We start from the raw sequence: 24,603 nt of genomic DNA on the forward strand, positions 1-24,603 counted from the left end.
GTGCGTGAGCACCCGCATTGCGGACCCGAGGAATCCGACCAGTCCTGCGCTTGAAGTGCTGGGCCAATTCGTGCCGCGCTGGGCACTGGCGGTGAGAGGCTGGGGGCTGTGAATTCGAGGAGATATCTCGGACAGGCCGCGATGGAAGCCGCTGTCCTGCCTTCCAGGGCGGCCTACCTGATCGCGGCCGGCAGCGACGCTGGGTTCCGCATTGCGGTAACGCTGGCCAGCAGTCGATGGGGCGGGATGACTGAGCCCATCGTCGAAGCTTCGGGGTCGGGTCTGTCCCGACAGCACGAGCAGGCCGTCCGCATCGCCGACGTCGAGGCGCTCGTTAACGTCGATGCCGATCCCCTGGCGGCCGAGGAGATCGCGTCGAGGTTGGGGCTGCCCGTCGTCGCTCTTGCTGACATGCGCAAGCACACGGTGGTGTTCACGTGCTCCCCGGACGGAGTCAGGGAGTTCACGGATCGAGCGTATGCGCCGATCGCGGCGAGCCCCAACGGGCCGCTGTGGCAGCTAGCTGCGGCCGGCGGTGTGGAGCCGAGCCATCGCGAGCATGCCAGAGTAAGTGATCGGGAGGACGAGTTCGGCCGCTACCAGCTGCGGAACGACACCCGGATCCAAGGCACGATCGAGCAGTTCGGCGACTACCAGAGCACCACTCCGGGGCACACCCCGCTGGTGCTGTGGGTCGCCCAGGAGGACGTGCTGGCGGACAGCCTCGACTTCTGGAACACCAGAGCGCTGCGGCAGGTGGACACGATCGATATGCCGATGCTCATGCTGCCCGGTGCCGACGCGGTCAAGCATTGGCTGGAGTTCCCCAAGCAGGTGGCCCATCTCTTGGGCTCACGACCCGGCCAGTTCGCGCCCGACGTGGCCCTGGTCAGCCGCTCGGCATCGCCCGAGCAGCTGCTGGAACTCGCCTCGGTGCTCGGCCTTGAGCCCAGCGACGAGGAGCCGCGGACCGGTGTGCGTATCCCCGCACCGCCAGCCCGAACCTCCCCGTTCACCTTCCGGACGGACGTGGACCCGTGGGACTGGGTGCGCCTCGAACGCCACTACGGAGTGCCGACGTCCTTCGACGTGCAGGTCTTCGCCGAGGGACCGAGCACCCTGCGCTTTGTCCAGCCTGTGCGGTTCAACGGTTCTGTTGGGGCTCTCGTGAGGTTCTGGGGTGAGCCCCTGCTCGGCTTGCCTGCCCGCCCGTCCATCGCCCGGCTCGTCCACCCCGACGGCCAGTGGCGGGACGGCAAGCTGCAGCTCGCGTTCCTCCCGATGAGCCATCAGCTCGCCATTCAGATGAACTTCCCCCTGCTGCCGCAGGCCACGGAGCAGCTTCTGGACGATGTCGCCGCTGCGCACCAGCCGTCCTCAGCGGGACGGCTAGGGACGGCCCTGGCAGAGCGCGCCGACAGCTCCGCGCTTCTGGAACCCGGTGTCTACGAGGCGGCCATCGCCCTGACCACGCCGCGGTCCAAGGAACTGATGAAGCGTCTGCAGGAACTGCGGGCCGACGGTAGCCCCGACGCCGACCTCGCCGAGCTGGCCGCCACATGGGGTGGTCGGTCAGAGCGGCGCTATCTGCCCGCTGACAAACTGCCGAACGTTAGGACAGAGGACCGAGCGGCTGCGCTGGAACGGCTGTGTGCGCTGGGCTGGGCCGAGCGCGGGTTGGAGAGCGCCTGCCCCTCGTGCGCCAGTCGGTCGTTCGTTCCGCTCAGCCAGACCAGCGGCTCGCCGCAGTGTCCCGGGTGCGGTGCCGTGTCCGCCTACCAGTCCGGTGGCGCGTCGGCCGCCGTTCACTACCGGCTCGACAGCTTCACCGACCGGGCAAGTGACAACGGCCTGCTGCCGCATCTGCTCGTCATCGCCGAGCTTCGCCGACGCAAGCCCCGTTCCCACTTCCTCCCCGGCACCGACGTCACCTTCGCCGACGGTAGCCAGGAGGAGGTGGACATCTTCGGCATCTGGGACGGCAAGGTCCTCTCCGGGGAAGTGAAGACCAGCGCCTCGGAGTTCGACGATGCCCAGCTCCGGCGGGACATCGCATTGAGCGAGCGGCTCGGCGCCGACGTCCACCTGCTCGCCTCGGTCACCCCGGTCGACAAGGCCGTCCGGAACACCGCGCGGGACCTGTGCGAAGCGGCAGGGCTGGAGCTGGAGGTCCTGGACCAGGCTGACCTTCGCCCGGCCGCGCACAAGCCCGTCCCAGCAACCGCCGCCGACGGCCTCGGCTGGTTGCGTGCTGCGATGGCCGACCTGGCCGCGCTGATCGAGAAGGACAGGCCCGTCAACCGCGGGCAGGTGGCGCGGATCCTGAAAACCGCCTCCGGCGGCGCCGCCCCGGTCCCCGGTCACCTCGAAGCCCTCTCCTGGGCGCTGAGCGAGCACCGGGACGGTGTCGCGGAGCTTCTGTCGAGCCTTCTCGGAGGCTTCGACGTTGCGGTACGTGAGCCCGAGGCCGCCGACCAGGAGGCGTAGGGCCGCGCGGCAGCTACCAGCCGTCGCGCAGGCGCAGGCCGGCTGGATGGCATAGGTACCACCCGCTGACGGCACGGCCCTCTTCGTCCTGCCAGGTGACCTCCGCCGACCAGCGCAGGCTGCCCAGCCGTAGCCGCCAACGTTCGATCCGGGCGGATCGCCACTGTCCGCCGACGCGGATCTGTGCCCGTGCCCAGTGGGCTTCCGCTGGCCAGGTTCGGCCCGGCCCGGTCAGCAGCGCTGCTGGTGCGGGCATCGCGTCCCCAGGGTCGCTCCCATGGATTCGGCGGCCGGTTCGGGGATGAGGGAGAGCCGTGCGCATAGCACTATCGTACACACGTTCGATTCTTTCGGCTCGGAGTGGCAGCGTGCGACTGACCGAGGCTGACGAGCCATGTGGCCGCGAAATCTGAGGCAGACCCCAGGTCGGGACGCAGCTGCGTCCGGGCCTAGCCACCCGAAAGGATGGCGCCGGACTGCCGCTGCCTGGGTGCAACGGGACCATGGAACGCATGAGCGATAAACCTGCCGCCGCCAGCACCCCCGACCTCACCGAGGGCGGCCAGCGGCTCGCCGCCTCCTACGCGCACACCACCAGCTTGGTCGACCAAGTCACCCGGGCCGCCGAGGCGGGGGACTGGCCCGTGCTGGTCGACGTCGCTGGCGAGCTGAGCCTGGCCGCCGACGAATTGGCCGCCGCAGCGGCCCTCGTCACCACCGAGGAACGCGCCACTGGCCCGGCCGACATGCTCTCCGCAGCAGAGGCGCGGACTAGCCCGGCGAGCTGACTGGCCGGACGCTCAGAACGAGCTCCGGTCTCTACCCTCGCTACTCTCCCAGCGAGCCGCGGAGACCCTTCCAGACGGGGTGCCTGAGCACTCCGTCCTCCTTCGTGAACTCCAGGTACTCCACTTCACCGTGCGCCAGCGGGCGTACCCAGCGCACAGGGCTCCCGCGGCCCGGGGTCGGGCCGGACGTCAGCGGCGAGGCCGGCGCCGCCAGGCGCTCCAGCAGCGCGGCCAGAGCCCGGCGCTCCGCCTCGGAGAAGCCAGTGCCGACTGCTCCGACGTAGCGCAACCCGTCGTCGTCGGGTACCCCCAGGAGCAGAGCCTTGACGGTGTTGCCGGTCGGAACCCACCCGCAGATCCACACGTCCAGGGTCCGCTGGTGCTTGCGCTTGATCCAGTCCCTGGAGCGCGCTCCCTCGCTGTAAGGCGACGCGAGGCGCTTGGCGATGACGCCTTCCAAGCCCTGGTCGTGTGTGAAGGACAGGGCCTCTTCGGCGGCGGTGCCGGGCCACGCCGGCGGGACCAAGACGTGCTCGCCCTGCAGCGGTAGGGAGTCCAGCACCTCGCGGCGCCCGCGGTAGCTCATGCCCGTAGTCGAGCGCCCGTCGAGCCAGAGGACGTCGAACACCATCAGGGTCACCGGGATCCGGGAGGCGGTCGTTCGGATGGCCTGCGGGCGGGTCAGCATCATCCGCTGCTGCAGGCTCGAGAACGAGGGCCGCCCTGACGCGTCCGTGGCGATGACCTCACCGTCCAGGATCGCGTTCCGCCCGCCCAGCAGTTGGTGAAGCTCGTCCAGTTCGGGGTAGCGGGCGGTGGTGTTGTTCCCGCTGCGGGTGAGCACTCGCAGACCGGTCCCGTCCAGGTAGGAGATCGCGCGGGCCCCGTCGAACTTGATCTCCAGCGCCCACTCCTCCAGACGCACGGGCATCTTCCCGGTGCTGGCCAGCATTGGCTGCACCAGGGGAAGCCGAGTATCGCGAACCATACGACCATGGTCAGCCGCGCCAGGCGGTCGGGCACCTCGGACGCAGCTCGTCCAGGCTTGACCGAGCGCCGGTGCGCCGTGGCGTAAGGGGAGGATCGCCACGGCGCACCGCGATGCGGGGGGTTGGTGTATCCCTCGGGGCGGTCAGTGAGTGCGGGCAGTCGGCCGTGGCCGACGCGGTCGTTGTCCACGATGAGGAGCTGACCTGCCACGAGCGGGTGGAGGTGGTGGGCAACCGGGGCGGGAGCGCGAGCGGACCGAGCCGGCCGCTGGCGACCCCGGGCCGACGTCGATCAGGACCCGAGAGGACCGCGGTTCAGGCGGAGGCCAGACTGGCATCGCTGGTAACGTCCTGGCTGGTCTGGCGGCGGGCGCGCGGCACAAGCGCAACGACGGCCTCGGCGGCGGCATGGAACAGCTCGTCGAGCACGGACTGGTAGATGTCGCGGGTGATAGCAGTTGTGGAGTGGCCAAGCATCTCCGAGACGATCTTGATATCGACCCCGGCGGCCAGGGCGAGGGTCGCAGCTACATGCCGCAGGTCATGAAGTCGGATCGGGGGAAGGCCAAACTCCTTGATGAGCCGCTGAAAGAGGTCGGAGACGGCATTGGGATTCAGTGGAGACCCGTCCTCCTCCGTGAAGATGTAGCCGCTATCGACCCACTTGTCGCCAGCCGCCAGCCGTTCCCGTGTCTGCAGACGCTTGTGCTGATCCAAGCCGTCGAGCGATTCCGCGTCCAGGGCGACCTGACGGAACCCAGCCTTGGTCTTCGGCACGCCCTCGATGACCTTCCCCGCGACGGTCCCCAGCTGCGTCTCGACGCTGAGCATCCGCGTACGCCTGTTGACTTTGGCCCACCCGGCGCCGCATCCCTCACCCCGGCGAAGCCCGCGGAAGGCAATGAGGTGGAACAGCATGTAGAGCCGATGCTTCTCTGCTGCGTCCAGGAACCGGCCGACCTGCTCCGGTGTCCAGACCATGACGGGGGAGGGGATGACGCCGGTCTCCTGCCAGGCGAGGACGCGTTCCTCCGTCCACATCAGCGCCTTGTGCGACGGCCGCTCGGCCAGCTCGACGAATACGGCGGGGTTGAAGTTCTCGACCACCCGCCGGCCGATCGCTACGTTGAGCGCAGCCCTCAGCGTGGCCCGGATATGGGGCTGAGTCGCCGAGGAAGTCGGGCGCCGGAACGGCGGCATCTCTGCGATGGCCGCCTTCAGCTCCTTGCGCAGAGCCCGGTTCTCCAACCCCTTCCAGGGAATCGTCGCCAAGTAATCGAGGGCAGCACGCCTGGACCTGTTCTCCAGCTCTCGCAGCAGGTTGGCCTCGTCCATGGCGTCGAACATGGCGCTGATCTGCTTGACGCCCAGCCTGTTGAGCTTGATATGCCCCAGGTGCGGCTTCAGATGGACTCGGACGTCGCACTCGTAACGGGTGTACCCGCCGATCCGCAGGCTCTTCTTCTTGTCCTTCAGCCACTCGTCCAGCCATTCCGCGACGGTCATGTCGCGGTCTAGGGCCTGATCCGAAGTCAGACGCCGCTTGACGTCCTGAGCCTGCGGAAGGGGCGAGCCCGACTCGAAGCAGGAGACGACCAGCTGGCAGACGGCCTCCATCGCCTCATCGTCCTGGTCATCGGCGATGGACAGCAGGGCGAGGATCTCAGTCGCCTCTGGGAGGGGCTTGCCCTTCTTCGCACACAGAGCCAGCACATCGCAGATGGCTACCAGTGCGATGGTGTTGCCCTCCTTGGGAAGGGCGAGGAGCGTGACCACCTTGCTCAGTTCTTCGGAGGCCGCTGTCGAGGTCTCGAAGCCGGAGCGGCGGAAGCGCCGGCGCTCCAGCCCGGGGCCGGGGAGCAGCTCGTGGTTCACGAACCAGGTGCCGTGGCGGCGCCCGGTGAGCTTCGGGCAGGAGTCACCCCAGTTCCGCCCAGTCTCGGGGTTCCGGCAGGAGCAGCGCCTCTTGACGTATCCCTTCACGCGTCACCGTCCGGTGCTGGGGCCGTGGTGTCCATGAACACCAGCTCCGTCGGCAGTGGAGGAGGATTGAGGCCGTTGGCCTGCATGAGATCGCGGATTTCGCTCAGCTCGTCGTAGTCCTGACGGGCGAGCCCCTCGTAGGCATCGGCAGCCTGCGTCAGCTGTGCGCGCTTTGTATCGTCGCGCTCCCGCATGGCTCGCCGACGCCGCTCCCCGGCCTGGTGAGTCGACGACAGGGCAGCCTGGAGCGCTCGGCCATGTGCGCGAAGCGCTTCCAGGTGCCCGCGAGGGGTTCCTGGGGCGGGATCCGAAGCCATTGCGGTCTCACCGGTGAGCCACGCTGTTGCCTCCCAGGCGGAGAACTCCTGTCCGGTGCCGATCTCCACGCTGGAACTGGTGTGTGCCACGGGGAAGATCAACAGTGCGGGGGCGATGTCCAGAGCTTTGGCGAGTGCGAGGCACTCGATCACCCCGAAGGAGGATGCTGGCCGCGCTCCGCGCTCCAACTTGGACAGCGTGCTCGGCGTGATCGCGAACCCCAGCTCGGCGCACGCATCGCAAACGTTTTGTCCGGTGAGTCCCAACTCGGTGCGGCGGTGCTTCACTGCGGCGCCGCTGCGAGCCACGAGGGCTCGCTGCCACTCTTCGTTGTCCATGGGGACATCGTAGACCCCGATCTAGGTCCCATGGGAAAGTCGTGATACAAGTTCTCCCACAGAGAACAACGACGAGGGGAGCAATGTCGTGGGGACGAGCATGCAGGGCGGCGAGCAGCCTTCTGTGACAATCGACGATCTCCTCGCCAGCCCGCCCGCCGTGAGCCTCGCTGTCGCCAACGCTGCGTTGGGTATCGGCAGGACCGTCGGCTACGACTTGGCCCGGAGGGGCAAGTACCCGGCCAGGGTCTTTCGAGCGGGGAACGGCTTCCGTGTGGCTACTGTGGAGGTCTGCGCACTGCTCGGCTTCGACTACCAGCAGAAGGCTCCATTCAGCACTCCATCGGAGCACCGGGCAGCTTAGAGATCGGACCATCAAAATCCGGATCACTGGCCGCCGTGTGCGTCGAGCCCTTCGAACCTCCTGGCCTCCGTGCTGTCAGCTAGCGCGAAGATCCTCCATGAGCGACCCCACCCTGCCGACCTTGGTGTGGCGCGTGAACTGCGGCGACAGGTCCCGCAGAAGCGACACGCTGCGCTCCGCGCCGATTCGATTGGCCAGCTCCAAGGACTCGCCGGCCGCCACGGCAGCCTCCTCCACATCGCCGGATTGGAGCAAGCTGCGGGCCTGGTAGGTGAGGAAGATTCCTCGCGTTTTGTCCCGACTGCGCGGAAGCAGGGCGATACCTTCTCTGATCCGGTTCTGGGCCTCGCCTGTACGCCCCAGGTCGAGGAAGCACTGCCCTGAATCCACCATCAGGTCAGCTGGACTCATCCACCCGCACCAGGCTGGCGCCGGATCACTGGCACTGACATCGAGGTCACGCTCCGCCGCAGTCAGCTCCCGTTGGCACGCCGCCGCCGAGTGCATCGCGGCGAACGCCCTAGCCCGTCGCAGGTGCAGCAGCGACCTGGCTGTGGGGTGGGTCGCCCGCGACAGCGCCAGGCCCAGCAGGTCGCCTGCCAGCTGCGGGGAGTTCAGCCAGATCGCCTGATAGGCGAAGTCGGAGATCACGCCGGCCCCGAAGTCCCTGTCTCCGGCGGCATGCGAGGACTGCAGTGCACCAGTCCAGAACCTGCCAGCCGCCGAATGCTGCCCCTGATCGAAGCGGTACCACCCGCACGTGGTCCCCAGGGTTGCTGCCAAGGCGTGGAGACGAAGGCCCGTACGCGTCGTGTAGCGGCTGTGCTCGATCAGATCGGTCACGGTTTCGAGGTGCGCGTCGAGAAGGCGGGCGGTGTACTGGCGCTGCTCGGTCGGCATGGTGCTCAGCCCCGCCGTTGTCTTCTCAAGCCAGTCCACCAGCGTGGCGTCCGTGGACTTCCCGGCTAGGGCAGTGGTCAGTCGGCCGGGCTCCAGCGTTGCCCACTGGGCTGCTAATCCGGTCAGCGCCAGCGCGCCGAGGGTCATGAAATTCCTGCGGTCCATTGCTGTCCTCAGCGCCTCTCTCAGTGCCTGCACGGTGTAGGGCGCGCCAAGCGGTAGAGGCTCGTCGCGGCCCGGTAGCCAGTCGGGCCAGCCGTGCCGCTCTACATCGTTGACGTCGACGCCGAAGACGGCAGCGAGCAGAACCTGGGATTCGCGGTCCGGCACGGCACGGCCGGTCTCCCACTTCCACGTTCTCTGCCGGTCTACGCCGGAGCGGAGGCCGCGGACGACAGCAGCCTGCCGGACCCGGCGGGCCAGCTCGGCCTTCGTCCAGCCCTGCTGGATCCGCGCATACGCAAGGGGGTGGTGAATCGCGCCGTCCATAGCCAATCCCATCATCGGCCCGCTCGCACCGTACGGCTTCAAGGCCCGGGACTACACCGGGACTACAGCCAACGGCTGTTTTCAGCAGGGGAGGTGCCGTTAACTGATCAGGCGGAGGCAAGCTCTGGCCGAAGTCGATCGTTTTGCTCCCACAACGGCCCCGCAGTCGCGCGCCGTAGATGAGCGTCCACCTCGGAGTGAATGCCTGCAAGACCGTGAAAGACCTTGGACCCAGGAGGAATCATGGCTCTAACGTTCATCGGGATCGACCCCGACACCAAGGGCACCGGCTCGCCGACGGTGTGGATCGACCCCGACACCAACGACATCGTCATCCAGGGATGGAAGGCCAGCGAGGAACTGCGCCGCCAGGTCGTCCAGACCCCGGCGCCGAACCACGAACCCGGTATCCCCGAGGGTGAGGACGTCATCATCATCCCGGCCCGCCTGGCGCCGGCCCTTCGGAAGGCATGTGACGATGTCGAGCGGGTTCCAGTGGCCTGACTTCTTCCAGACCGCCCACGTTCAGGCCCTTCACCTGGAGATGCGCGACAGCTACGGAGTAGCCGGCGAACTCGAAGAGGTCGACCTGTGGAAGCGAACCGGGCAGACCGACATCGACCCGGACTCCGACGGGTGGCGGCCCTGGACGGACATCGCCCGCGACGCCACCGCCCGCGGAGTCGTCCTGCGCCGGGCGCGCATCGTCTCCGAGCCGGTGACCGACTACACCCGGTGGCTCCACGCGGTCACCGTCACGAACCTCGCTGCGGGGGAGCTGGTCCGCTGGCTTCCCCGCAGCAAGGCATCCGACCTGTGCCTGCCGGGCAACGATTTCTGGGTGCTGGATGCCCATACCGTCCTGTTCAACCACTGGACCGGCGACGGCGGCCTGGCCGATCCGCCAGTCGAGCTGCGCTACGAACCCGAATTGATCAAGATGTGCACCGACGCCTTCGAAGCAGTCTGGGACCGAGCCACGCCCCACGAGGAGTACCAGGTCCACTGAACCCATCCCACTGAGCAATGGCAAGTTCACCTCACTCGGGCGCGCAGGCCGCTCGCGACCGGATTGCCCTGGCCCTGCGCGACCTGCGCAGAGACGCAGGGATCAACGCCCGCATCCTGTCCGAGCGGTGCCAGTGGAGCGCAGCGAAGACCTCCCGGATGGAGCACGGCAAAATCCCGCCATCCGACCAGGACATCCGCGCCTGGTGCCAAGCCTGTGGACAGCCGCAGATGGCACCCGACCTGATTGCCGCGAACCGGGCCGCCGACCAGCTGTACGTCGAGTGGCGCCGTCGCCAGCGCTCGGGTCTCCGCCACATCCAGGAGGCCACGCTCGCCCTGAGCGAGCAGGCCGGCGTCGAGCGCGTCTACTGCTCCAACGTCCTCCCTGGCTTCTTCCAGACCGCCGCCTACACCAGGGCCATGTTCGAGACGTTCGTCCGCTTCGAGGACATCCCGGACGACATCGACGAAGCAGTCGCATCGCGCGGGGAGCGCGCCCAACTCCTCCACGAGGGAGGGCGACGCTTCGTCGTACTGTTGGAGGAGACAGTCCTGCGGTACAGCCTCGGCGGCCCGGCGACGATGATCGATCAGCTGGAACACCTGCTGACCGTGGCCCGGCTGCCCTCGGTCGCTCTCGGAGTGATCCCGTTCGCCGCAGACCGCAGCATCATGTGGCCCCTCGAAGCCTTCTACCTGTTCGACAACACCCGGGTGGTCGTCGAGACCCTCACCGCGGAGATCAACGTCACCTCGCCGCAGGAGATCCGGCTGTACGAGCGAGCCTTTCTGGAGCTGGGACGCATGGCTGTCTATGGGCCGCCGGCCCAAGCGCTGATCCGCCATGCCATGCGAGAACTGCACTGACGGTCGGTAAAAATCGCCGAGCTTAGGGGGTAGTAGCCGAACCCGTCTTCGGCCAGGCAGGATCAGGGCCATGAGGATCGCCGTGATGGGTGGGACCTGGTTCCTGGGCAAGGCTGTCGTAGAGGGCGCTCTGGCGCGCGGTTGGGAGGTCACGACCTTCAACCGTGGTAGATCCGCAGTCGATGTGCCCGGTACGCAGGTCGTCCGGGGGGACCGCACAAATGCACGGGACCTGGAAGCGCTTGCCGCGCATGGGCGTTGGGATGCGATCGTGGACACTTCCGCCTCGGAGATGGCGCCGCGGGATGTCCTGCTGGGCACCCAGCTCCTGGCGGACAGCGCTGACCGGTACGTCTACGTCTCTACTGTGTCGGTTTACCAGGGCTGGCCGGACCATCGGTTGACCGCCGAGTCCCCGATATTGGACGGCCCCGCTGACGCCGACGAGGACTACGGTCGCATGCCCGCCGGCGCTGACGGCCCGAACCTCCACTACGGGCGCCAGAAGGCTGGAGCGGAGCGCGCGGTACTTGCCGCCTTCGGCCCCGAACGCAGCGCGATCCTGCGCCCCGGGGTGATCCTCGGCCCTGGGGAGTATGTCGGTCGGCTTCCTTACTGGCTGCGCCGCGCAGCGCGTGGCGGCCTGATTCTCTCCCCGGGCCGATCCGAGCAGACCATCCAGCCGATCGACGTGCGGGACGTCGCAGGGTTCCTGCTGGACCAGGCTGCTGCGACTGGCCAGGCGGTGCACAACCTCGCCGCACCGATCGGTCGCGACACCATGGGAGCGTTCCTGGCCAGCTGCCTCTCGGTGACTGGCGGTCGGGGGTCGTTGGTGTGGGCCCCGGACGAATTCCTGGTCCGGCACGGGGTGCGGCAGTGGACGGAGATTCCGCTATGGCGCACCCACGCCGGAGTCTGGCAGGTTGACGCAACCACCGCTGTCGAGGCCGGTTTCCGCGCACGCCCACTGGAGGAGACTGTGCGGGACACCTGGGCGTGGCTCAGTGCGGACGGCCGCCCGGTAGAACACCCCCGTGCGTCCGACCACGGCCTGGACCCTGACAAGGAGCAGCAGCTGCTGGCCGTGATCGGAGCCTGATCAGCCGAGGGCGGGCTGCTCCCCGATGAGCGCTGGCACGCTCTCCAGCGCGATGTACTCCAGCCGCTCCGCGAGGGCACGCGCTGAACCGGTGCCGCGGAACGGCGGCCGGCTCAGCGCCTCGCGCACGGGGCGGATGCGCTGGACCAGGCCATCGACCCGTACTTCGGCTGGGACCTCGAACACGACAGCCAGGGATTCGGCGGCAGCGTCGAGGTCGCCAAGGAGGAGCCTGGCCAGAGCTTGGTCGGCTGCGGCTTCGCCCATGACCTTCATTGGTCGCTGCCCGGCGGGCATGGCGCGGACCACGGCCAGTGCCTGGCCCGAGCTGTCCGCCGCGCCCTGCGCATCGCCCAGGCTCAGCAACGCGCTGCCAGCAGACAGCAGACGACGCTGCTCGGGGAATGCGAACTCGCCCCCGAGCCCGTCGTGCAGGTCGTCTCGCTGATCGCGGTCTGCTTCGGCCGCCAAGGCCAACTGCCGCCGAGAGGAGACTGCGTCTCCGAGGTGGGCGTAGGCGCGAGCGGCGATCGAGGCTCGGCGCACCGCGCCCGCGCCACCGAGGTGGATGTCCTGCGATCGCTGGAGTACGCGGACGGCTCGCTCAGGAGCGCCGTCCCAGTACGCGAGCAGGGCCAGCGTGCCGTCAGCGAACGCCTGGAGTGGGCCGTGTCCGATGACGTCAGCGTGCATCCGCGAAGCTCGCGCCAACTCCGTGGCCGCTAGCCGGGAGCCGAGGTCGAAGCAGACCTGGGACAGCAGCGCCGCGACGACGCCGGCGGCGAAGTGCAGGTCCTGGGACTGGGCCGGGACGCTGGTCTGGTCGAGAAGGGTCGAGATCTGGCTGTGGAGGCGGCGTGCCTCCAAGTAGACGGTAACCGGAGGATTGGTGCCGTAGGTGCGGGCGAGGCGGGTGAGGTCGTCCTGGAGCTGTTCGAGGGCTATCGGGGAGACTCGGTGAGATGCGAAAGAGCCTGCGCGGTCCGAAGCGTCGTGTGCAGTCATGAGAAGTTCGCTCTCGTCGATCAAGTGCTTTTGAGCCGGCGGTACTTCGCTGGGAGGTGGTCCGAGGAGCTCGGGCACGGTCCGACCGAACATCGCGACGATGATCGCGGCGGACAGGCCCTGGATGGTGGTGACTTCGCCATTGCGCCATCGGCGCCACCGGCGCGCGTCGGCGAGTTCCGTCAGGTATGCCCGGTCGCCGGTCCGGATGCATAGCTCGGCGGCCTTCTTCTTGAACTCGGCCTCGAACGCCTCGTGGGCGGTGAGCCCCAAGCGTTCGGCGAGCTGGGACAGGAGTGTGCGGTGATTCTCCACGCCAGTTGCTCCTTCCCGAGGCTTCGCCCGCGTCCTCCCTTGAATACCCCGGCACGCCGCAACTTCTCCAGGGTTTCGGGCCAGATGTCCGCGAAGTGTCCGCTCATGTCCGCAGGACACCTGAACGGGCCTCAGATGTCCGCAGGCTTGGTATCGCGGTGGCTTGAAAGCGCTGCCACCGTAGGGCGAACCACCCAGCGGGGTGATTCAAGTGGAAGACCGTGCAAGTTCGTTGAGCGGGTGGCCTCCCACCCGCCACGTTTGACGCAGCGGCCAGGTGCTCGGGTTCCCGCGCATGTGCATTGCCGACCCGGACGAGGAGGACTGATCCAGTGAGCATGCGGAAGTTGACTGCTGCGCTGATCAGCGCCGGCAGTCTCCCGGCCGACTGGGGGCCGCTGTTTCTCGCAGTACCTCGGATGGACTTCACCCCAGACCGCATCCATACCGGCGAGGAGTGGATCGACAAGGCAGCGGACCCCGAGCGTTGGGCCGAACTGGTAACCTCCGACGCTCCGTTGGTGACCCAACTCGACGACGGCGAACCAAACGGCCCTGGGATCCCCACCAGCTCAAGCTCGATGCCGACAGTTGTGGCCCTCATGCTCCGGCACCTAGACGTGCAGCCGCGTATGCGAGTCCTGGACATCGGCACCGGCACTGGCTGGACGTCTGCCCTGCTCACCGCCTTCTTGGGAGACGACGCGGTCACCACGATCGAGGTCGACCAAGCCGTTGCCCAGGCCGCGCACGAGCACCTGGCCCGCGCCGGAGTCAAACCGCGGACGGTTCTCGGCGACGGCTACGCCGGCCACGCCGACGATGCCCCGTACGACCGTATCCACAGCACCGCCTCCGTCCAGCAGGTACCGCAGGCTTGGATCGAACAGACCCGCCCCGGCGGCGTCATCGTCACTCCTTTCGGGACGACTCTGTGCAACGGGGCGCTACTTAAGTTGGTCGTGCACGAGGACGGATCCGCGGCTGGCAGATTCGTGGAAGACGTCTCGTTCATGTGGATCCGCTCCCAGCGACCTGCCCAGGGGACCTTCAACGTTCCCAAGGGCATTGAGTATTCGCCCTCAGCCGTCGACCCAACAAAGGCGCTAGGGGCACACGTCGCGACCTTCGCGGCGGGCTTGATCTTGCCCGGCGTACGGACTGCCGATGCATGGTACGACCCGATCAAGTGGGGGACCGCGCGGACCGAGGTGTGGGACGGAACCAGCTATGCGCACTGCCGCTGGGCCGACTGGGAGGCTCCCCATGCTGTGGCCTCGGCAGGACCCCGGCGTTTGTGGGACGAAGTCAGCGCCGTGCATGGCTGGTGGGAGGCTCAGGGCCAGCCGAGCATCGAACAATTCGGTCTAACCGTCACCCCTGACGGAGAACACCAGCTTTGGCTGGACGACCCGGTGAACCCATTGCCTGGCCGCACGCCCGGATAGCGGCTCTGAGTCAGGTCCCGTCCAGACGCCCCATAGCCCCGCTGCCCGGCCGGTGGAACCCCGTCCCCGGCTGGGCAGCGGCTCCACCCCCTTCTTCCGCCAGGAGAAAGCCATGACCCCCACTCCGTACTTCCCTCCAAAGTCCTTCGGCCAGGAACCTGTTCGCGCCGAAGTCACGGCCGCCGACGAGACCAACGCCGTGCCCCCCGGCGCATCTCACTCCGAGCCGGAGCCAGCACCGCCCGCCCTCCAGGAGGCCACCGACACGGCGGTGCAGCGATGACGGGCACGACATCGACCGAGGAGCGCTGGAAGCTCTCCAGGGATGCCTCCGAGGTAGGCGCTGCCCGCCAACGCGTGAGAGACCTTCTCGCCTCGTGGGGGTACGACGCCAGCCGCCAGGGAGCTGGCGGGGACTTCGAGCTGCTGGTCAGCGAGACCGTCACCAATGCCATCCGGCACGGAGGCTCAGATGGTGATCTGCAGGCCGTGCTGAGCGCCGGTGGCGATGCGGTCACCTTCGCCGTCATGGACGGCAACTCCCGCGGGCCAGCCCGACCGGTCGAGACCACCGGGTCGCTGTCGCTCGGAGGGCGCGGGATGTTCCTCATCGAGACGCTGGCCGACGCATCCGGCTGGTACCCCATCCCCGGCGGCAAGATCGTCTGGTTCCAGCTGACCCTCGGCCGCCGGGCACACCCGGCACCAGCCTGCGAGCAAGTCAGCCGCGACGGCAGCCCCCACCTCCATCTGCGCGACCTGGCCACTCGGCTGCGCGCGATGCGACCGCGACCACTCATCACCCCCCTGGCTGCTGCCAGCTGATCCGGGGTGCCCGGCTCCTGGCGGACCGGGCACCCCAACCCCAACGGAGGTGAACGAGATGAGCGAGCTGCGCATCGGCACCTACAACGTCATGAACGGTGGCGGAGCTGAGCTTTTCACCAGCATCAGCTCGATGTTGGACGAGCAAAGACTCGACCTGCTGGCAGTACAGGAGGCCAAACACTGGGACGCCGAGGACGGTTACCGGATGTGGACGCTTGGCCGTCTGCTGGGCATGGTGCCGCTGCTGGCACCTTCGTCCAGCCACGGCTGCCACGTCGTCGTGTACTACCGCCCGTCGCGGCTGTCCTGTCTTGGCTGGAAGCCGGACGCGGCCGAACACACGTTCCACCATACGTTGGCACGAGGCCAGTTCGAGGCTCCGGGCGGCCAGCCGTTCACGGTGCTGGCCACCCATCTCGCGCCCTTCGACGGTGGCAAGCGGCTGCAGGAGGCGGGGTGGTTCACCGAGTACGCGGGCTCGACCCAGCCAGCACTGGCGCTCGGTGACCTGAACACCCCGGGCCTCGGCGACGAGGACCCCGACTGGGGCACCGTTCCAGCCCACCTGCACTCCCGTCACCGCTTGGCCAACCCCGACGGCACGCCTGGTGACTCGGACCGCCGGGCCATGCAGTTGCTGCTGCACGCCGGCTGGATCGACGCCGCCGCCCCGGCCGCTGGAGCGGGGCCCGGCGCGCCCACGGTCGGGCACTGGCCCGGCTCCGAGCGCTGGCTGCACCGCTCCGACTTCATCCTGGCCAACGCCGCCGTACGTGCGGACCGTGCCTGGGTCATCGACAACGATCTCACCCGCACCGCCAGCGATCACCTGCCCCAACTGGCCGAGGTCACCCTGGCGCCGATGAGGTCGCCATGGACGGCCTCGGCCAGCCCGAATCACGACGCACAAGGCGGTGACGCATGACGCCGGGCTGCCCGTTCGGCGGAATCACCGCCGACTACCCGCGCCGCACCGAGACCAGCCCCTACGCTCCTGACTCTGTGCCACCGGGAGTTACAGGAGATCAGCATGGCCGCCACCTCACTGACCGTCGAGCATCCCGCCTGGGTCGAGCACCCCGGCGGACGCGCCCGTCTCATGAAGACCGGTTCCGGGACCTGGCTGGCGGCCTGGAGCCCGAAGCAGGGACTGGGCCTGACCTGCGTGGCCGGCAGCGAGGACGTGAAGCCGCATGTCGACAGCGTCAGCTGCGAGCAGCTTCCCGCGGCCACGGAACCGGCCCTCGTCCGGGAGCTTGCAGGGCTGGGAACTGTGCAGCGCGTCTCGAACCCCTCGCTGTGGGACGCGGTCAGCACCGCGATCCTGCGCCAGGTGGTCCGCGCCGCCCAGGCCAAGATCGTTTATGCGCGTTGGTGCTCGCTGCACGGCGAGACTCTGGACACCACCGTCGGACGGCTGTCGACCGTCCCGCAGCCGCAGCGCGTCCTGGAGCTGCCGGAGGAGGAGTTCAAGGCCGCCGGTGCCGCGTTCCACCGCACCGCCCTTCTGGCTGCCGCCCGCGCCTACCTGGAGCACGGCGTCACCTGGGCGGCCCTGCCGGCGGCCGAACTCGTCGAGGCGCTGGACGCCATCCCCCGGATCGGCCCGTGGACCGCCAAGGCTGCAGCCGCCGACTTCACCGGCGACTTCTCGGTCTACCCGCACGGGGACCTGGCCGTCCGCACCTGGGCGGCCAAGGCCGCCCCGGAAGCCGACTGGCCTAGCACTGACAAGACGTTCGAAGCCGCCTGGCGGGCTACCGCCGGCGGCCCTCGCCAACTGCACGCACTGACCCTTCTGACACTCTCCTGGGGGAGCCATGTCCGCACCGAGCACCACGGAGGCACGGCACCACGCACCTGACCTGATCCGCGGCCACGACCCGGCGCACCCGCTGGACCTGCTGTGCGTCAACGCCCCGCTGCGGGACTACTCCCTGCGGGCGCGCACCACGGACTACACGCTGCCCGTCCTGGGCATGGCCTACATCGCCACCCACGCCGACCAGGCGGGCTTCAACGTCGGTCTCCTCGACGCCGAGGCTGCGGGCCTGGGCATCGAGGAAACCGCCGCGCTGATCAACCGGGCCCGGCCGCGCTGGGTGGGGATGAACCTGCTGGCCCCCACCTACGCCCTGTCCGCCCGCATCGCCTCCCTGCTGGACCCCGGCATCCTGCTGATGGTCGGCGGCCACCACGCCAAGGCCATGCCCCACCAGGTCCTGGCCGACCCGAGGTTCGCCAACCTGCACGCCCTGGTGATCGGGGAGGGCGAACTGCGCGCCACCGCCCTGCTCGGCGACGCGGACCGGCGCGTGGAACTGCCCGGGGTGATGTGGCGCGACCGCTTACTCGGCACCCCGGCCGTCGGCATCGCCCGCGGCCGGCAGGAGGTGAACTGGCTGGCACCGGGAATCGACGACCTGCCGATGGTGGACCGCCGCTTCCTGCCCCAGGACCCCTACCTGGCGTCCAGCGGGCGCCGCAAGGCCCACATCGTCGGCAGCCGGGGCTGCCCGTACGACTGCTCGTTCTGCGGGGCCGCGGTCAGCGCGAACCCGGACATCAAGATCCGCACCCGCTCGCCGGAGGGCATCCTGGCGGAACTGGACTACCTGTCCGCCGCCCACCAGGTGACCGAGTTCCGCTTCGTCGACGACCTGTTCCTCGGGGTGGAGCGCTTCATCCGCGCAGCGAACGAGGTCTTCACCGCCGAGAAGGTCGGCGAGCGCTACCTCTGGGACGCCACTGGGCGCATCAACGTCCTGCACCGCGCCGACGACGCCCTGCTGGACACGCTGAAGGCCAACGGCCTGGGCGAGGTGGCCCTGGGCATCGAGTCGGGCAGCGACCGGATGCTCCAGGCGATGGACAAGCGGATCACCGCGCAGATGACGCTCTCGGTCGCCCGGCGGCTGATGGAACGCGGCATCAACGTCAAGGGGTACCTCATCCTCGGCCACCCCGGGGAGCGCACCGAGGACCTCGAGGCCACCGTCCGGCACGTCCGGGCGCTGTGGGACCTCGACGACGCACTCGAAGGCTCGTTCCGGGCCAGCGCGTTCGAGTTCCGGCCCTACCCCGGCAGCCCGATCTACGACCAGCTGGTCGCCGAGGGCCACGACCCGGCCGCGATGATGGACTACGCGGCCGTGGACCTGACCGAGGACGGCGCAGACGAGGCGATGCGCCAGCGCGACGAGTTCGCGTTCTCCGTCGGAATCCAGTTCAGCCAGACCCCCCTGCCGGACCTGCGCCGGCACCTGGCCGACCTCGCCCGCGAGCAGCACGCCCGCCGCCACCCCGCCGGGGCCGCGGCATGAACGCCACCCGGGGGACGCTGGTCACCATCGACGGGCCCAACGGCGTAGGCAAGTCCACCGTGGCCACCGCCCTGACCGAACTGCTCACTGACCGGGACGTGCCGGTGCACCACACCAGTGAGCCCTCCAAGCACCCGATCGGGGCGTTCATCCGCTCGGTCGTCGAGGGGGTCAGCGGCTACGCCCTGGCGTGCCTGGTGGCCGCGGACCGGTACGACCACCTGGACGCCGAGATCCGACCCAAGCTCGCCCGCGGCTTCACCGTGGTCTGCGACCGCTACCTGGCCTCCTCGCTGGTCCTGCAGCAGCTCGACGGCGTGGATCCCGACTTCGTCCTCGACTTGCACGCCGAGGCCGACCTGCCGGACCTGGCGGTCATCGCGACCGCCGACCCGGAGGAGATAACCAGGCGGATCGCGGCCCGCGGCATGCACGACCGCTTCGACCGCGACCCGCTCGCCCCGACCCGCGAGAGCGACCTCTACACCGGCGCCGCCGACCTGCTGCGCGAGATGAAGATCCCCGTCCTGGTCCTGGACCTCGGGCAGCTGACTCCCGCGCAAGCCGCCGAAGCCATCGCCTGCGCCCTCGCCCAACAGACCACCTCAGCAGCGTGATTGATCCGCGCAACCCGAAAGGCAGCACCAGCATGGACACCGAAACCTGGGACACCATCGGCGAACTCGTCGCCTGGCTGGACGACCACAGCCAGCTCGACCCCTCCACCGAGCGCCTGATGCGCCTCATGAAGCTCAGCGAGGAAGTCGGCGAGGTCGCCCAGGCCGTCAGCGGCGCGATGGGCACCAACCCGCGCAAGGGCCAGACCAACGACTGGGACCACGTCGAGAACGAGCTGTGCGACGTCATCCTCACCGCCATGGTCGCCCTGCAGACCGTCAACCCCAACGCCGGCAAGGTCTTCGCCACCCGGCTGGGCTACGTCGCCGACCGCTCCCTGAACCGACCCCCGAACACCTGACCATCCGCGCCGGCCACGGCCGGACGGTGCGGTGCCCGGCCATCGTCGACCGGGCACCGCCCCACCCGGCCTCCACACCGAAACCTGCCCCGCCAGCGACCAGAAGGCCGGACCGGCCGACGCGCCCCCCAGGCCCACGCCGACAGCCAGCACGTCCCCGCAGCACCCCACACCCAAGGAGCCCGATGACCGACGCCGTCTACCGTCCCGTCCCTCCTGCCGAGGAGGACGCGGACCTGTCGAGCCCGTACTTCATAGGCATCGGCGGCACGGGTATGTCCGCGCTGGCCATCGCGCTGGACGAGCGCGGATCCGCCGTCCGCGGCTCGGACATCGCCGAGAGCACCTTCGCCGAGGATCTGAGGGACCTCGGCATCCCCGTCGAGATCGGGCACTGCCCCAGCAACCTGGTGCCCACCCCTTCGGTCGTGGTCTACTCCAGCGCCATCGCCGACACCAACCCCGAGCTGCGCGCGGCCCGGGCCGTCGGCATCCCCACCGCCCACCGCTCCCACATCCTGGGCCAGCTCCTGGATGCCGCCGGGCAGTCCGTCCTGGTCACCGGCACCCACGGCAAGTCCACCGTCACCGCCATGCTCGCCACCACCCTGGGCGGCGGCACCGCCTGGATGGGCGGGGGCGCGATCCTGGGCGGATACAACGCCTCCGGCGGCAGCCGGGACGCAAAGGTCCTGGTCGCCGAGGGCGACGAGAGTGACCGCAGCCTGGAGAACCTGTCCGCCGACACGGTGGTCGTGCTCAACCTGGACGACGACCACCCCGAGGCGTACGTCGACCGCAACGACCTCCTCAGCGTGGTCGAACCGCTGTGCCGCCGCAGCCACCTGCTGATCGTCTCCGCCGACGACCCCGGAGCCCGCCAGCTGACCGCCCGCCTGCACGAGCGGCCCCAACCGGGCCAGCGCATCGTCACCTACGGAGACGACCCCTCGGCGGACCTGCGCATCGCCCAGGTCCGAACCCGCACGAACGGCAGCAGCGTCGTCGCCGTCCACGACCTGGACGAGACCACGGGCCAGATCACCTTCGAGGTCGCCGTCCCCGGTGTGCACAATGTCGCCAATGCCGTCGCCGCCTACGCCGCCGCCCGCGCCCTGGGCGCCCCGGCCGTGCCAGTGGCCGACGCCCTGTCCGCCTTCCCCGGCATTGAGCGCCGCCTGTCGGTCACCGGCCAGGCCGCCGGCGTCACCGTCGTCGACTCCTACGCCCACCACCCCACCGCCATCGCAGCCGACCTCGCCGCGGTGCGCCCGCTCACCGCCGTGCGCCTGATCGTGGTCTTCGAGCCCTCCGGCTGGGCCCGCACCGCGATCCTGGGGGCCGCCATGGGACACGCGCTGGCGGCTGCCGACGACGTCCTGCTGCTGGAACCGCACTCCACCAACACCAGTGCGCTGACAGGGGTGAGCAGCCAGGGCATCGCCGAGCGCATCAACGCCTGCCGGGGCCGGGCCCGCCTGGTCGCCGACCGAGACGAGGTGCCTGCGTTGGTGGCCGCGCTGGCCAAGCCCGGCGACCTCGTCCTGACCATGGGCACCGGACCGGTCTCCGCGCTGGGCCCGCCCATCCTGGAGCACCTCGCCCACAGCAGCGACCGGGCCAGGTAGCCGAGCCTCCAGCAACTCACCATCCGCCGCGAAGACATGCTCCTTCGCATCCGCCAGGGGGACCCTTGACCAGCACCACACCGCCGCGCACCCGCAGGGACCTGCGGGACGTGCAGGCGGCCGTGCCCTACATCACGGCCTGGAGCCGCGAGGTAGAGCTCGCTCCCAAACTGCTGGTGCTGCCCGGGGACGGGTTCACCTTCGAGGGAGCCGTCCGTGGCGACCGGGACGCTGGCGGTGCGCTCTACCGTCGGCAGGCCATCATCAGCAGCGGTGACCGCGGCGTGCCGGACCTGGGGAAAGTCCACTCGCGCCGACAGCGCCGCTGCATGACCCGGCTGCTGTGCCAGGTCTGCGCCGGCCCGCCCTCGGTCACCAGCGAGGGCGTCCTGTTCCTGGACCAGAACCGCCGCAGCGACTGGAAGGGCTGGCCCGAGACCCTGGGCACGGTCCACCCGCCCCTGTGCCTGCCCTGCGCCGAGGTATCGGTGCAGCGCTGCCCCCATCTGCGCCGGTCGAGCACCGCCATCCGTGTCCGTGATCCCCAGCCCTGGGGAGTCTTCGGAATGCAGTACACCCTGGACCCCGACAACTCCCTGCAGCCCGACAAGCCAGTCGAGCTGGAGTACGGCGACCCCCGCCTCGGCTGGACCATCGCCTCGCAGATGATCATGCGCCTGATCGGCTGCACCATCGTCGACCTGGAGGCCGAACTCGACCGCCACCGGGCGCTGCCGGCGGGCGCTGACGGCGAGGGGTCCCGATGAGCGCGCACGCCGCGCCGCAGGCGCACCGCGGTCACGCCCACAGGCCGCAGCAGGCGGTGCTGGCAACGGCTTTGACCGACCGGCCGCTGGTGCTGCCCGGCCAGCACCAGCTGTCCGGCACCGACCGCAATCTGCTCTGCCCGCTGTCCATGGGCCTGCCCAACCTCGCGCTAGCCCGGCTGGTCCACCTGTCGGAGCACACCGTCAAGACACACTTGGTCCGCATCTACCGCACGCTGCGCGTCAACGGTCGCGTCCAGGCAGCCAGCGCGGTCAGCGCCGCCGGTCTGCTGTGCCCGGCCCACGTCGAGCCCCTGCTGAACCGGGGCGTACCGGAGCTGAACGACCGGCAGAAGCAGATCATTCGGCTGCTGGTACGCGGTGAGAGTGACCAGGCCATCGCCGACCAGCTGCACTTCTCCCTGGACGGTGTGAAGTGGCACCAGATGGCCCTGCGCCGAAGGCTCGACACGAGCGACCGCACCACCCTGGCCACCCTGGTGGTGACGCACCGGCTGGTCGAGCCCGGCGACATCACCCCCCTGTGGCGGGGCCGCCGCTGGCCTCGGCAGCACACCTTCGACGGGTGGGCCCGCGACCGGGTCCACCAGTGCGCCGAGGCGGTCGTGCAAGCCAGTCAGCAGGTGCGCCGATGACCCCGAACCCCGGCCCCGGTCCCGGTCCCGGTGACGCTTCCGCACGGTGCCGCCGCGCTACCGCGGCCGACGCCGCGGACCTCGCCCGCCTGCGCGTGATCATGCTGAGCGCGGAGCACCCCGTCACGGACAGCACCTGGAAGCAGTCGGCCGTCGCCTGGTTCCGCGACCAGCTCCTCGGCAACGCGGGCTTCGCCGCGTTCGTGGTCCCCGGCGAGCAGCACCTGGTCAGCTGCGCGGTGGGACTGCTGCACCACCACCCGCCGCGGCCGGGAGCCGACCCGTGGCGCGGACTGATCGTCTCGGTGGCCACCGACCCGCTGCACCGTCGCCGCGGGCACGCCCGGTCCTGCGTCACCGCCGTACGGGACTGGCTGGTCGAGCAGGGTGCCGCCGCGGTGGCCTTGACGCCCTCGCCCGACAGCCGGGCCCTGTACCTGGACCTGGGCTTCACCGACGACCGCGACCCGAACATGCTCTGGCGCCCCCCGCCGCCCCCGCGGCGATGAAGAGGCACCAGAGCCACCGACCGTCCCACACCGACCCTCGTCCCCAGGAGAGTTCAGTGACCGATCCCGAACCGGGCCCCGTGCGCGAGGCCACCGCCAGTGCGCTGCTGCTGCACCGCAGCCACGGCCAGTGGCTGGTGGGCCTGATCCTTCACCCGCGCTACGGGGTATGGATGGCCAGCGGCGGCCACATCGAAAGTGCGGAGCCGCCGTCCGACGCGGTACTGCGCGAGGTCCGCGAGGAGACGGGGCTGCGCGTGCGGCTCATTCCCGGCCCTGCCCTGCTCGCCCCCGCGGGCTGGCCGCACCCCAGCGAGCCGGCCCCGTGGCTGACCGCGAGCGTGCGCGTCGACCCGGACTCGCACACCGCCGAGCCCCACATCCACATCGACCACATGTACCTCGCCGTGGCCACCGACGTGCACGAGGGCCTGGGCGAGCAGGGCGAGGCCGACCACCCGCTGGGCTGGTTCGGTGCCGCGCGGCTGCAGACCACCCCCGGCATCGGCCCCGACTTCCGCGCGCTGGCCCTGGATGTCCTGCACCGCCTGGGCACCTGCACCGCCAGCGACCCCGAGGCCCTGGCCGCGCACCTGGCCGACAGCACCGCCCCGGAACCGGCGGGCGACGGCGCCCCCGCCGGAAGCTGCGAGAGGTAGGCGACCGTGGCCATCGAACCAGTCGCCCTCGACGACATCGACGCGATACCCGACTGGGTGCCTCGCGCACTGCCGCTGCCGGTGCCGTGCGGCGTCCACTTCGATGCCATCCGCCTGCCCGCGGACCTCGGCGTCCTGGTCGTGGACCGGATGGCCCGCGCGTGCGGACCGGTGGTGGTCAACACCTACGCCGGGTTCTGGGCCGTCCTCATCGCGCCCGGCAGCGCCCCGCACTGGCGGGTGCACCGCACCCGCCTCCTGCGACCGGGCACGCTGCTGGCGCTGCCGCCGCTGCACGCCCCCGAGGGCCGCGACATCCACTGGGCCGTCCCGCCGACCACCGGCTGGCCCGACCCGGACGAGATCCGCCACACCCTCACCGCCCCCATGTCGAACACCCTGACGACCCGCCTTGGAGCCTGAGATGTGCCAGCACCGGCCGGACTGCCCGCACTACGACGCGCCCGACCGGGAGGCGGCCGTCGTCGTGGCGAGCTGCCCCGCGCAGGGGTTCAGCCTGCTGTGCAACGGGGTGGTGCTGTTCGAGGACCTCGGGGCGATCCTGCCCGACGGCCGGGTCCTGGAGCCGCGCCGACAGGTCCTGGCCGAGGCCGGCGCGGCATGACGGCCATGGCGGCCTGCCTGGGCCGGGGCATGGCGGGGCCGGGCCTGGTGTCCACCAACTCGCCGGACGCGCCACGAGTTTGCTCACATCGGGTGAGGGTCGCTCCGACACGCCGAAGGTCGCCGCGTGGTGCTGCCAGGATCGTCGGCACCACCCCCGGCAGCGCCTCCTCCACCGCCCTGTCCGCCCGATCCGCGGATTCGAACAGGGCCTGGTTCCGTGCGC

At 69.6% G+C, this 24,603-nt stretch carries 27 protein-coding genes; 21 read left to right on the forward strand and 6 right to left on the reverse strand.

The features are described 5' to 3' along the window. Window positions 1-246 precede the first annotated feature (246 nt). On the forward strand, window positions 247-2,487 hold the full coding sequence (locus ABH940_RS26720) for a hypothetical protein (RefSeq protein WP_370106349.1): 2,241 nt from the start codon (window positions 247-249) through the stop codon (window positions 2,485-2,487). A gap of 13 nt (window positions 2,488-2,500) precedes the next feature. Here ABH940_RS26720 and ABH940_RS26725 read toward each other — a convergent pair whose 3' ends face one another. Next, on the reverse strand, window positions 2,501-2,743 hold the full coding sequence (locus tag ABH940_RS26725) for a hypothetical protein (protein WP_370106350.1): 243 nt from the start codon (window positions 2,741-2,743) through the stop codon (window positions 2,501-2,503). A 256-nt stretch (window positions 2,744-2,999) separates the two neighbouring features. On the opposite strand from ABH940_RS26725, the gene ABH940_RS26730 reads away from it, so the two are divergent. Continuing rightward, window positions 3,000-3,275 carry a hypothetical protein gene (locus ABH940_RS26730; protein ID WP_370106351.1) on the forward strand — a complete coding sequence of 92 codons (276 nt, stop codon included), beginning with the start codon at window positions 3,000-3,002 and terminating at the stop codon, window positions 3,273-3,275. A 40-nt stretch (window positions 3,276-3,315) separates the two neighbouring features. On the opposite strand, the gene ligD is transcribed toward ABH940_RS26730, so the two are convergent. The 4 genes from ligD to ABH940_RS26750 all read right to left on the reverse strand — a co-directional run bounded on the left by ligD (window position 3,316) and on the right by ABH940_RS26750 (window position 8,656). After that, window positions 3,316-4,263, reverse strand: a complete 948-nt coding sequence (gene ligD / locus ABH940_RS26735) for a non-homologous end-joining DNA ligase (RefSeq protein ID WP_370106352.1) — start codon at window positions 4,261-4,263, stop codon at window positions 3,316-3,318. A 316-nt stretch (window positions 4,264-4,579) separates the two neighbouring features. Next, entirely contained in the window at window positions 4,580-6,139 is a 1,560-nt protein-coding gene (locus tag ABH940_RS26740; protein ID WP_370106353.1) for a tyrosine-type recombinase/integrase, read from the reverse strand. 104 nt (window positions 6,140-6,243) lie between these two features. Then, entirely contained in the window at window positions 6,244-6,903 is a 660-nt protein-coding gene (locus ABH940_RS26745; protein WP_370106354.1) for a helix-turn-helix domain-containing protein, read from the reverse strand. A gap of 439 nt (window positions 6,904-7,342) precedes the next feature. Continuing rightward, complete coding sequence (locus ABH940_RS26750) at window positions 7,343-8,656, reverse strand: helix-turn-helix transcriptional regulator (RefSeq protein WP_370106355.1); 1,314 nt, start codon at window positions 8,654-8,656, stop codon at window positions 7,343-7,345. A gap of 243 nt (window positions 8,657-8,899) precedes the next feature. On the opposite strand from ABH940_RS26750, the gene ABH940_RS26755 reads away from it, so the two are divergent. From ABH940_RS26755 to ABH940_RS26770, 4 genes are all read left to right on the forward strand, one after another. Next, a complete protein-coding gene (locus tag ABH940_RS26755) occupies window positions 8,900-9,160 on the forward strand; it encodes a hypothetical protein (RefSeq protein WP_370106356.1) in 261 nt (86 codons plus the stop codon). Next, a complete protein-coding gene (locus ABH940_RS26760) occupies window positions 9,135-9,665 on the forward strand; it encodes a DUF6879 family protein (RefSeq protein ID WP_370106357.1) in 531 nt (176 codons plus the stop codon). Before ABH940_RS26755 ends, ABH940_RS26760 begins: the two co-directional genes overlap by 26 nt. A gap of 17 nt (window positions 9,666-9,682) precedes the next feature. Continuing rightward, window positions 9,683-10,534 (forward strand): helix-turn-helix domain-containing protein, encoded by an 852-nt coding sequence (locus ABH940_RS26765; protein WP_370106358.1) that lies wholly within the window; start codon window positions 9,683-9,685, stop codon window positions 10,532-10,534. An 85-nt stretch (window positions 10,535-10,619) separates the two neighbouring features. After that, window positions 10,620-11,636: an NAD-dependent epimerase/dehydratase family protein gene (locus tag ABH940_RS26770; protein ID WP_370106417.1), complete on the forward strand. Its 1,017-nt coding sequence runs from the start codon at window positions 10,620-10,622 to the stop codon at window positions 11,634-11,636. Here the strand turns inward: ABH940_RS26770 and ABH940_RS26775 are convergent, their stop codons facing one another. Next, window positions 11,637-12,956 carry a DNA-binding protein gene (locus ABH940_RS26775; protein ID WP_370106359.1) on the reverse strand — a complete coding sequence of 440 codons (1,320 nt, stop codon included), beginning with the start codon at window positions 12,954-12,956 and terminating at the stop codon, window positions 11,637-11,639. It abuts the gene before it with no gap. A 338-nt stretch (window positions 12,957-13,294) separates the two neighbouring features. On the opposite strand from ABH940_RS26775, the gene ABH940_RS26780 reads away from it, so the two are divergent. The 15 genes from ABH940_RS26780 (at window position 13,295) to ABH940_RS26850 (ending at window position 24,378) form a co-directional block, all read left to right on the forward strand. Continuing rightward, window positions 13,295-14,404 (forward strand): methyltransferase domain-containing protein, encoded by a 1,110-nt coding sequence (locus tag ABH940_RS26780; protein WP_370106418.1) that lies wholly within the window; start codon window positions 13,295-13,297, stop codon window positions 14,402-14,404. A 112-nt stretch (window positions 14,405-14,516) separates the two neighbouring features. After that, on the forward strand, window positions 14,517-14,687 hold the full coding sequence (locus ABH940_RS26785; protein WP_370106360.1) for a hypothetical protein: 171 nt from the start codon (window positions 14,517-14,519) through the stop codon (window positions 14,685-14,687). Next, window positions 14,684-15,229 (forward strand): ATP-binding protein, encoded by a 546-nt coding sequence (locus ABH940_RS26790; RefSeq protein ID WP_370106361.1) that lies wholly within the window; start codon window positions 14,684-14,686, stop codon window positions 15,227-15,229. The genes ABH940_RS26785 and ABH940_RS26790 overlap by 4 nt, the downstream gene beginning before the upstream one ends. 58 nt (window positions 15,230-15,287) lie before the next feature. Then, window positions 15,288-16,157: an endonuclease/exonuclease/phosphatase family protein gene (locus ABH940_RS26795; RefSeq protein WP_370106362.1), complete on the forward strand. Its 870-nt coding sequence runs from the start codon at window positions 15,288-15,290 to the stop codon at window positions 16,155-16,157. Between the two features lie 105 nt (window positions 16,158-16,262). Next, entirely contained in the window at window positions 16,263-17,096 is an 834-nt protein-coding gene (locus ABH940_RS26800; protein WP_370106363.1) for a hypothetical protein, read from the forward strand. Continuing rightward, on the forward strand, window positions 17,053-18,555 hold the full coding sequence (locus tag ABH940_RS26805; protein WP_370106364.1) for a radical SAM protein: 1,503 nt from the start codon (window positions 17,053-17,055) through the stop codon (window positions 18,553-18,555). The genes ABH940_RS26800 and ABH940_RS26805 overlap by 44 nt, the downstream gene beginning before the upstream one ends. Next, a complete protein-coding gene (gene tmk / locus ABH940_RS26810) occupies window positions 18,552-19,172 on the forward strand; it encodes a dTMP kinase (RefSeq protein WP_370106365.1) in 621 nt (206 codons plus the stop codon). Before ABH940_RS26805 ends, tmk begins: the two co-directional genes overlap by 4 nt. A 32-nt stretch (window positions 19,173-19,204) precedes the next feature. After that, window positions 19,205-19,534, forward strand: a complete 330-nt coding sequence (locus ABH940_RS26815; protein ID WP_370106366.1) for a MazG-like family protein — start codon at window positions 19,205-19,207, stop codon at window positions 19,532-19,534. 185 nt (window positions 19,535-19,719) lie between these two features. Then, window positions 19,720-21,162 (forward strand): UDP-N-acetylmuramate--L-alanine ligase, encoded by a 1,443-nt coding sequence (murC, locus tag ABH940_RS26820; RefSeq protein WP_370106367.1) that lies wholly within the window; start codon window positions 19,720-19,722, stop codon window positions 21,160-21,162. 65 nt (window positions 21,163-21,227) lie between these two features. Next, window positions 21,228-21,929 (forward strand): hypothetical protein, encoded by a 702-nt coding sequence (locus ABH940_RS26825; RefSeq protein WP_370106368.1) that lies wholly within the window; start codon window positions 21,228-21,230, stop codon window positions 21,927-21,929. Next, on the forward strand, window positions 21,926-22,585 hold the full coding sequence (locus ABH940_RS26830) for a LuxR C-terminal-related transcriptional regulator (protein WP_370106369.1): 660 nt from the start codon (window positions 21,926-21,928) through the stop codon (window positions 22,583-22,585). Before ABH940_RS26825 ends, ABH940_RS26830 begins: the two co-directional genes overlap by 4 nt. Next, window positions 22,582-23,094, forward strand: a complete 513-nt coding sequence (locus ABH940_RS26835) for a GNAT family N-acetyltransferase (protein WP_370106370.1) — start codon at window positions 22,582-22,584, stop codon at window positions 23,092-23,094. Before ABH940_RS26830 ends, ABH940_RS26835 begins: the two co-directional genes overlap by 4 nt. 56 nt (window positions 23,095-23,150) lie before the next feature. Further along, window positions 23,151-23,753, forward strand: coding sequence for an NUDIX domain-containing protein (locus ABH940_RS26840; RefSeq protein ID WP_370106372.1), 603 nt, complete (start codon window positions 23,151-23,153; stop codon window positions 23,751-23,753). Window positions 23,754-23,759: 6 nt separating this feature from the next. Next, window positions 23,760-24,176: a hypothetical protein gene (locus ABH940_RS26845; RefSeq protein ID WP_370106373.1), complete on the forward strand. Its 417-nt coding sequence runs from the start codon at window positions 23,760-23,762 to the stop codon at window positions 24,174-24,176. Between the two features lies 1 nt (window position 24,177). Next, window positions 24,178-24,378: a DUF5999 family protein gene (locus ABH940_RS26850; RefSeq protein ID WP_370106374.1), complete on the forward strand. Its 201-nt coding sequence runs from the start codon at window positions 24,178-24,180 to the stop codon at window positions 24,376-24,378. Window positions 24,379-24,603 lie beyond the last annotated feature (225 nt).

The sequence above is a fragment of the Streptacidiphilus sp. BW17 genome, assembly GCF_041262485.1.
GTDB lineage: Bacteria > Actinomycetota > Actinomycetes > Streptomycetales > Streptomycetaceae > Streptacidiphilus.

Coding starts and splice junctions, on each gene's coding strand:
- ABH940_RS26720 (WP_370106349.1), top strand. CDS start 247: ATGACTGAGCCCATCGTCGAAGCTTCGGGGTCGGGTCTGTCCCGACAG.
- ABH940_RS26725 (WP_370106350.1), bottom strand. CDS start 2,743: ATGCCCGCACCAGCAGCGCTGCTGACCGGGCCGGGCCGAACCTGGCCA.
- ABH940_RS26730 (WP_370106351.1), top strand. CDS start 3,000: ATGAGCGATAAACCTGCCGCCGCCAGCACCCCCGACCTCACCGAGGGC.
- ligD (WP_370106352.1), bottom strand. CDS start 4,263: ATGGTTCGCGATACTCGGCTTCCCCTGGTGCAGCCAATGCTGGCCAGC.
- ABH940_RS26745 (WP_370106354.1), bottom strand. CDS start 6,903: ATGGACAACGAAGAGTGGCAGCGAGCCCTCGTGGCTCGCAGCGGCGCC.
- ABH940_RS26750 (WP_370106355.1), bottom strand. CDS start 8,656: ATGGACGGCGCGATTCACCACCCCCTTGCGTATGCGCGGATCCAGCAG.
- ABH940_RS26755 (WP_370106356.1), top strand. CDS start 8,900: ATGGCTCTAACGTTCATCGGGATCGACCCCGACACCAAGGGCACCGGC.
- ABH940_RS26760 (WP_370106357.1), top strand. CDS start 9,135: ATGTCGAGCGGGTTCCAGTGGCCTGACTTCTTCCAGACCGCCCACGTT.
- ABH940_RS26765 (WP_370106358.1), top strand. CDS start 9,683: ATGGCAAGTTCACCTCACTCGGGCGCGCAGGCCGCTCGCGACCGGATT.
- ABH940_RS26770 (WP_370106417.1), top strand. CDS start 10,620: ATGGGTGGGACCTGGTTCCTGGGCAAGGCTGTCGTAGAGGGCGCTCTG.
- ABH940_RS26780 (WP_370106418.1), top strand. CDS start 13,295: ATGCGGAAGTTGACTGCTGCGCTGATCAGCGCCGGCAGTCTCCCGGCC.
- ABH940_RS26785 (WP_370106360.1), top strand. CDS start 14,517: ATGACCCCCACTCCGTACTTCCCTCCAAAGTCCTTCGGCCAGGAACCT.
- ABH940_RS26790 (WP_370106361.1), top strand. CDS start 14,684: ATGACGGGCACGACATCGACCGAGGAGCGCTGGAAGCTCTCCAGGGAT.
- ABH940_RS26795 (WP_370106362.1), top strand. CDS start 15,288: ATGAGCGAGCTGCGCATCGGCACCTACAACGTCATGAACGGTGGCGGA.
- ABH940_RS26800 (WP_370106363.1), top strand. CDS start 16,263: ATGGCCGCCACCTCACTGACCGTCGAGCATCCCGCCTGGGTCGAGCAC.
- ABH940_RS26805 (WP_370106364.1), top strand. CDS start 17,053: ATGTCCGCACCGAGCACCACGGAGGCACGGCACCACGCACCTGACCTG.
- tmk (WP_370106365.1), top strand. CDS start 18,552: ATGAACGCCACCCGGGGGACGCTGGTCACCATCGACGGGCCCAACGGC.
- ABH940_RS26815 (WP_370106366.1), top strand. CDS start 19,205: ATGGACACCGAAACCTGGGACACCATCGGCGAACTCGTCGCCTGGCTG.
- murC (WP_370106367.1), top strand. CDS start 19,720: ATGACCGACGCCGTCTACCGTCCCGTCCCTCCTGCCGAGGAGGACGCG.
- ABH940_RS26830 (WP_370106369.1), top strand. CDS start 21,926: ATGAGCGCGCACGCCGCGCCGCAGGCGCACCGCGGTCACGCCCACAGG.
- ABH940_RS26835 (WP_370106370.1), top strand. CDS start 22,582: ATGACCCCGAACCCCGGCCCCGGTCCCGGTCCCGGTGACGCTTCCGCA.
- ABH940_RS26850 (WP_370106374.1), top strand. CDS start 24,178: ATGTGCCAGCACCGGCCGGACTGCCCGCACTACGACGCGCCCGACCGG.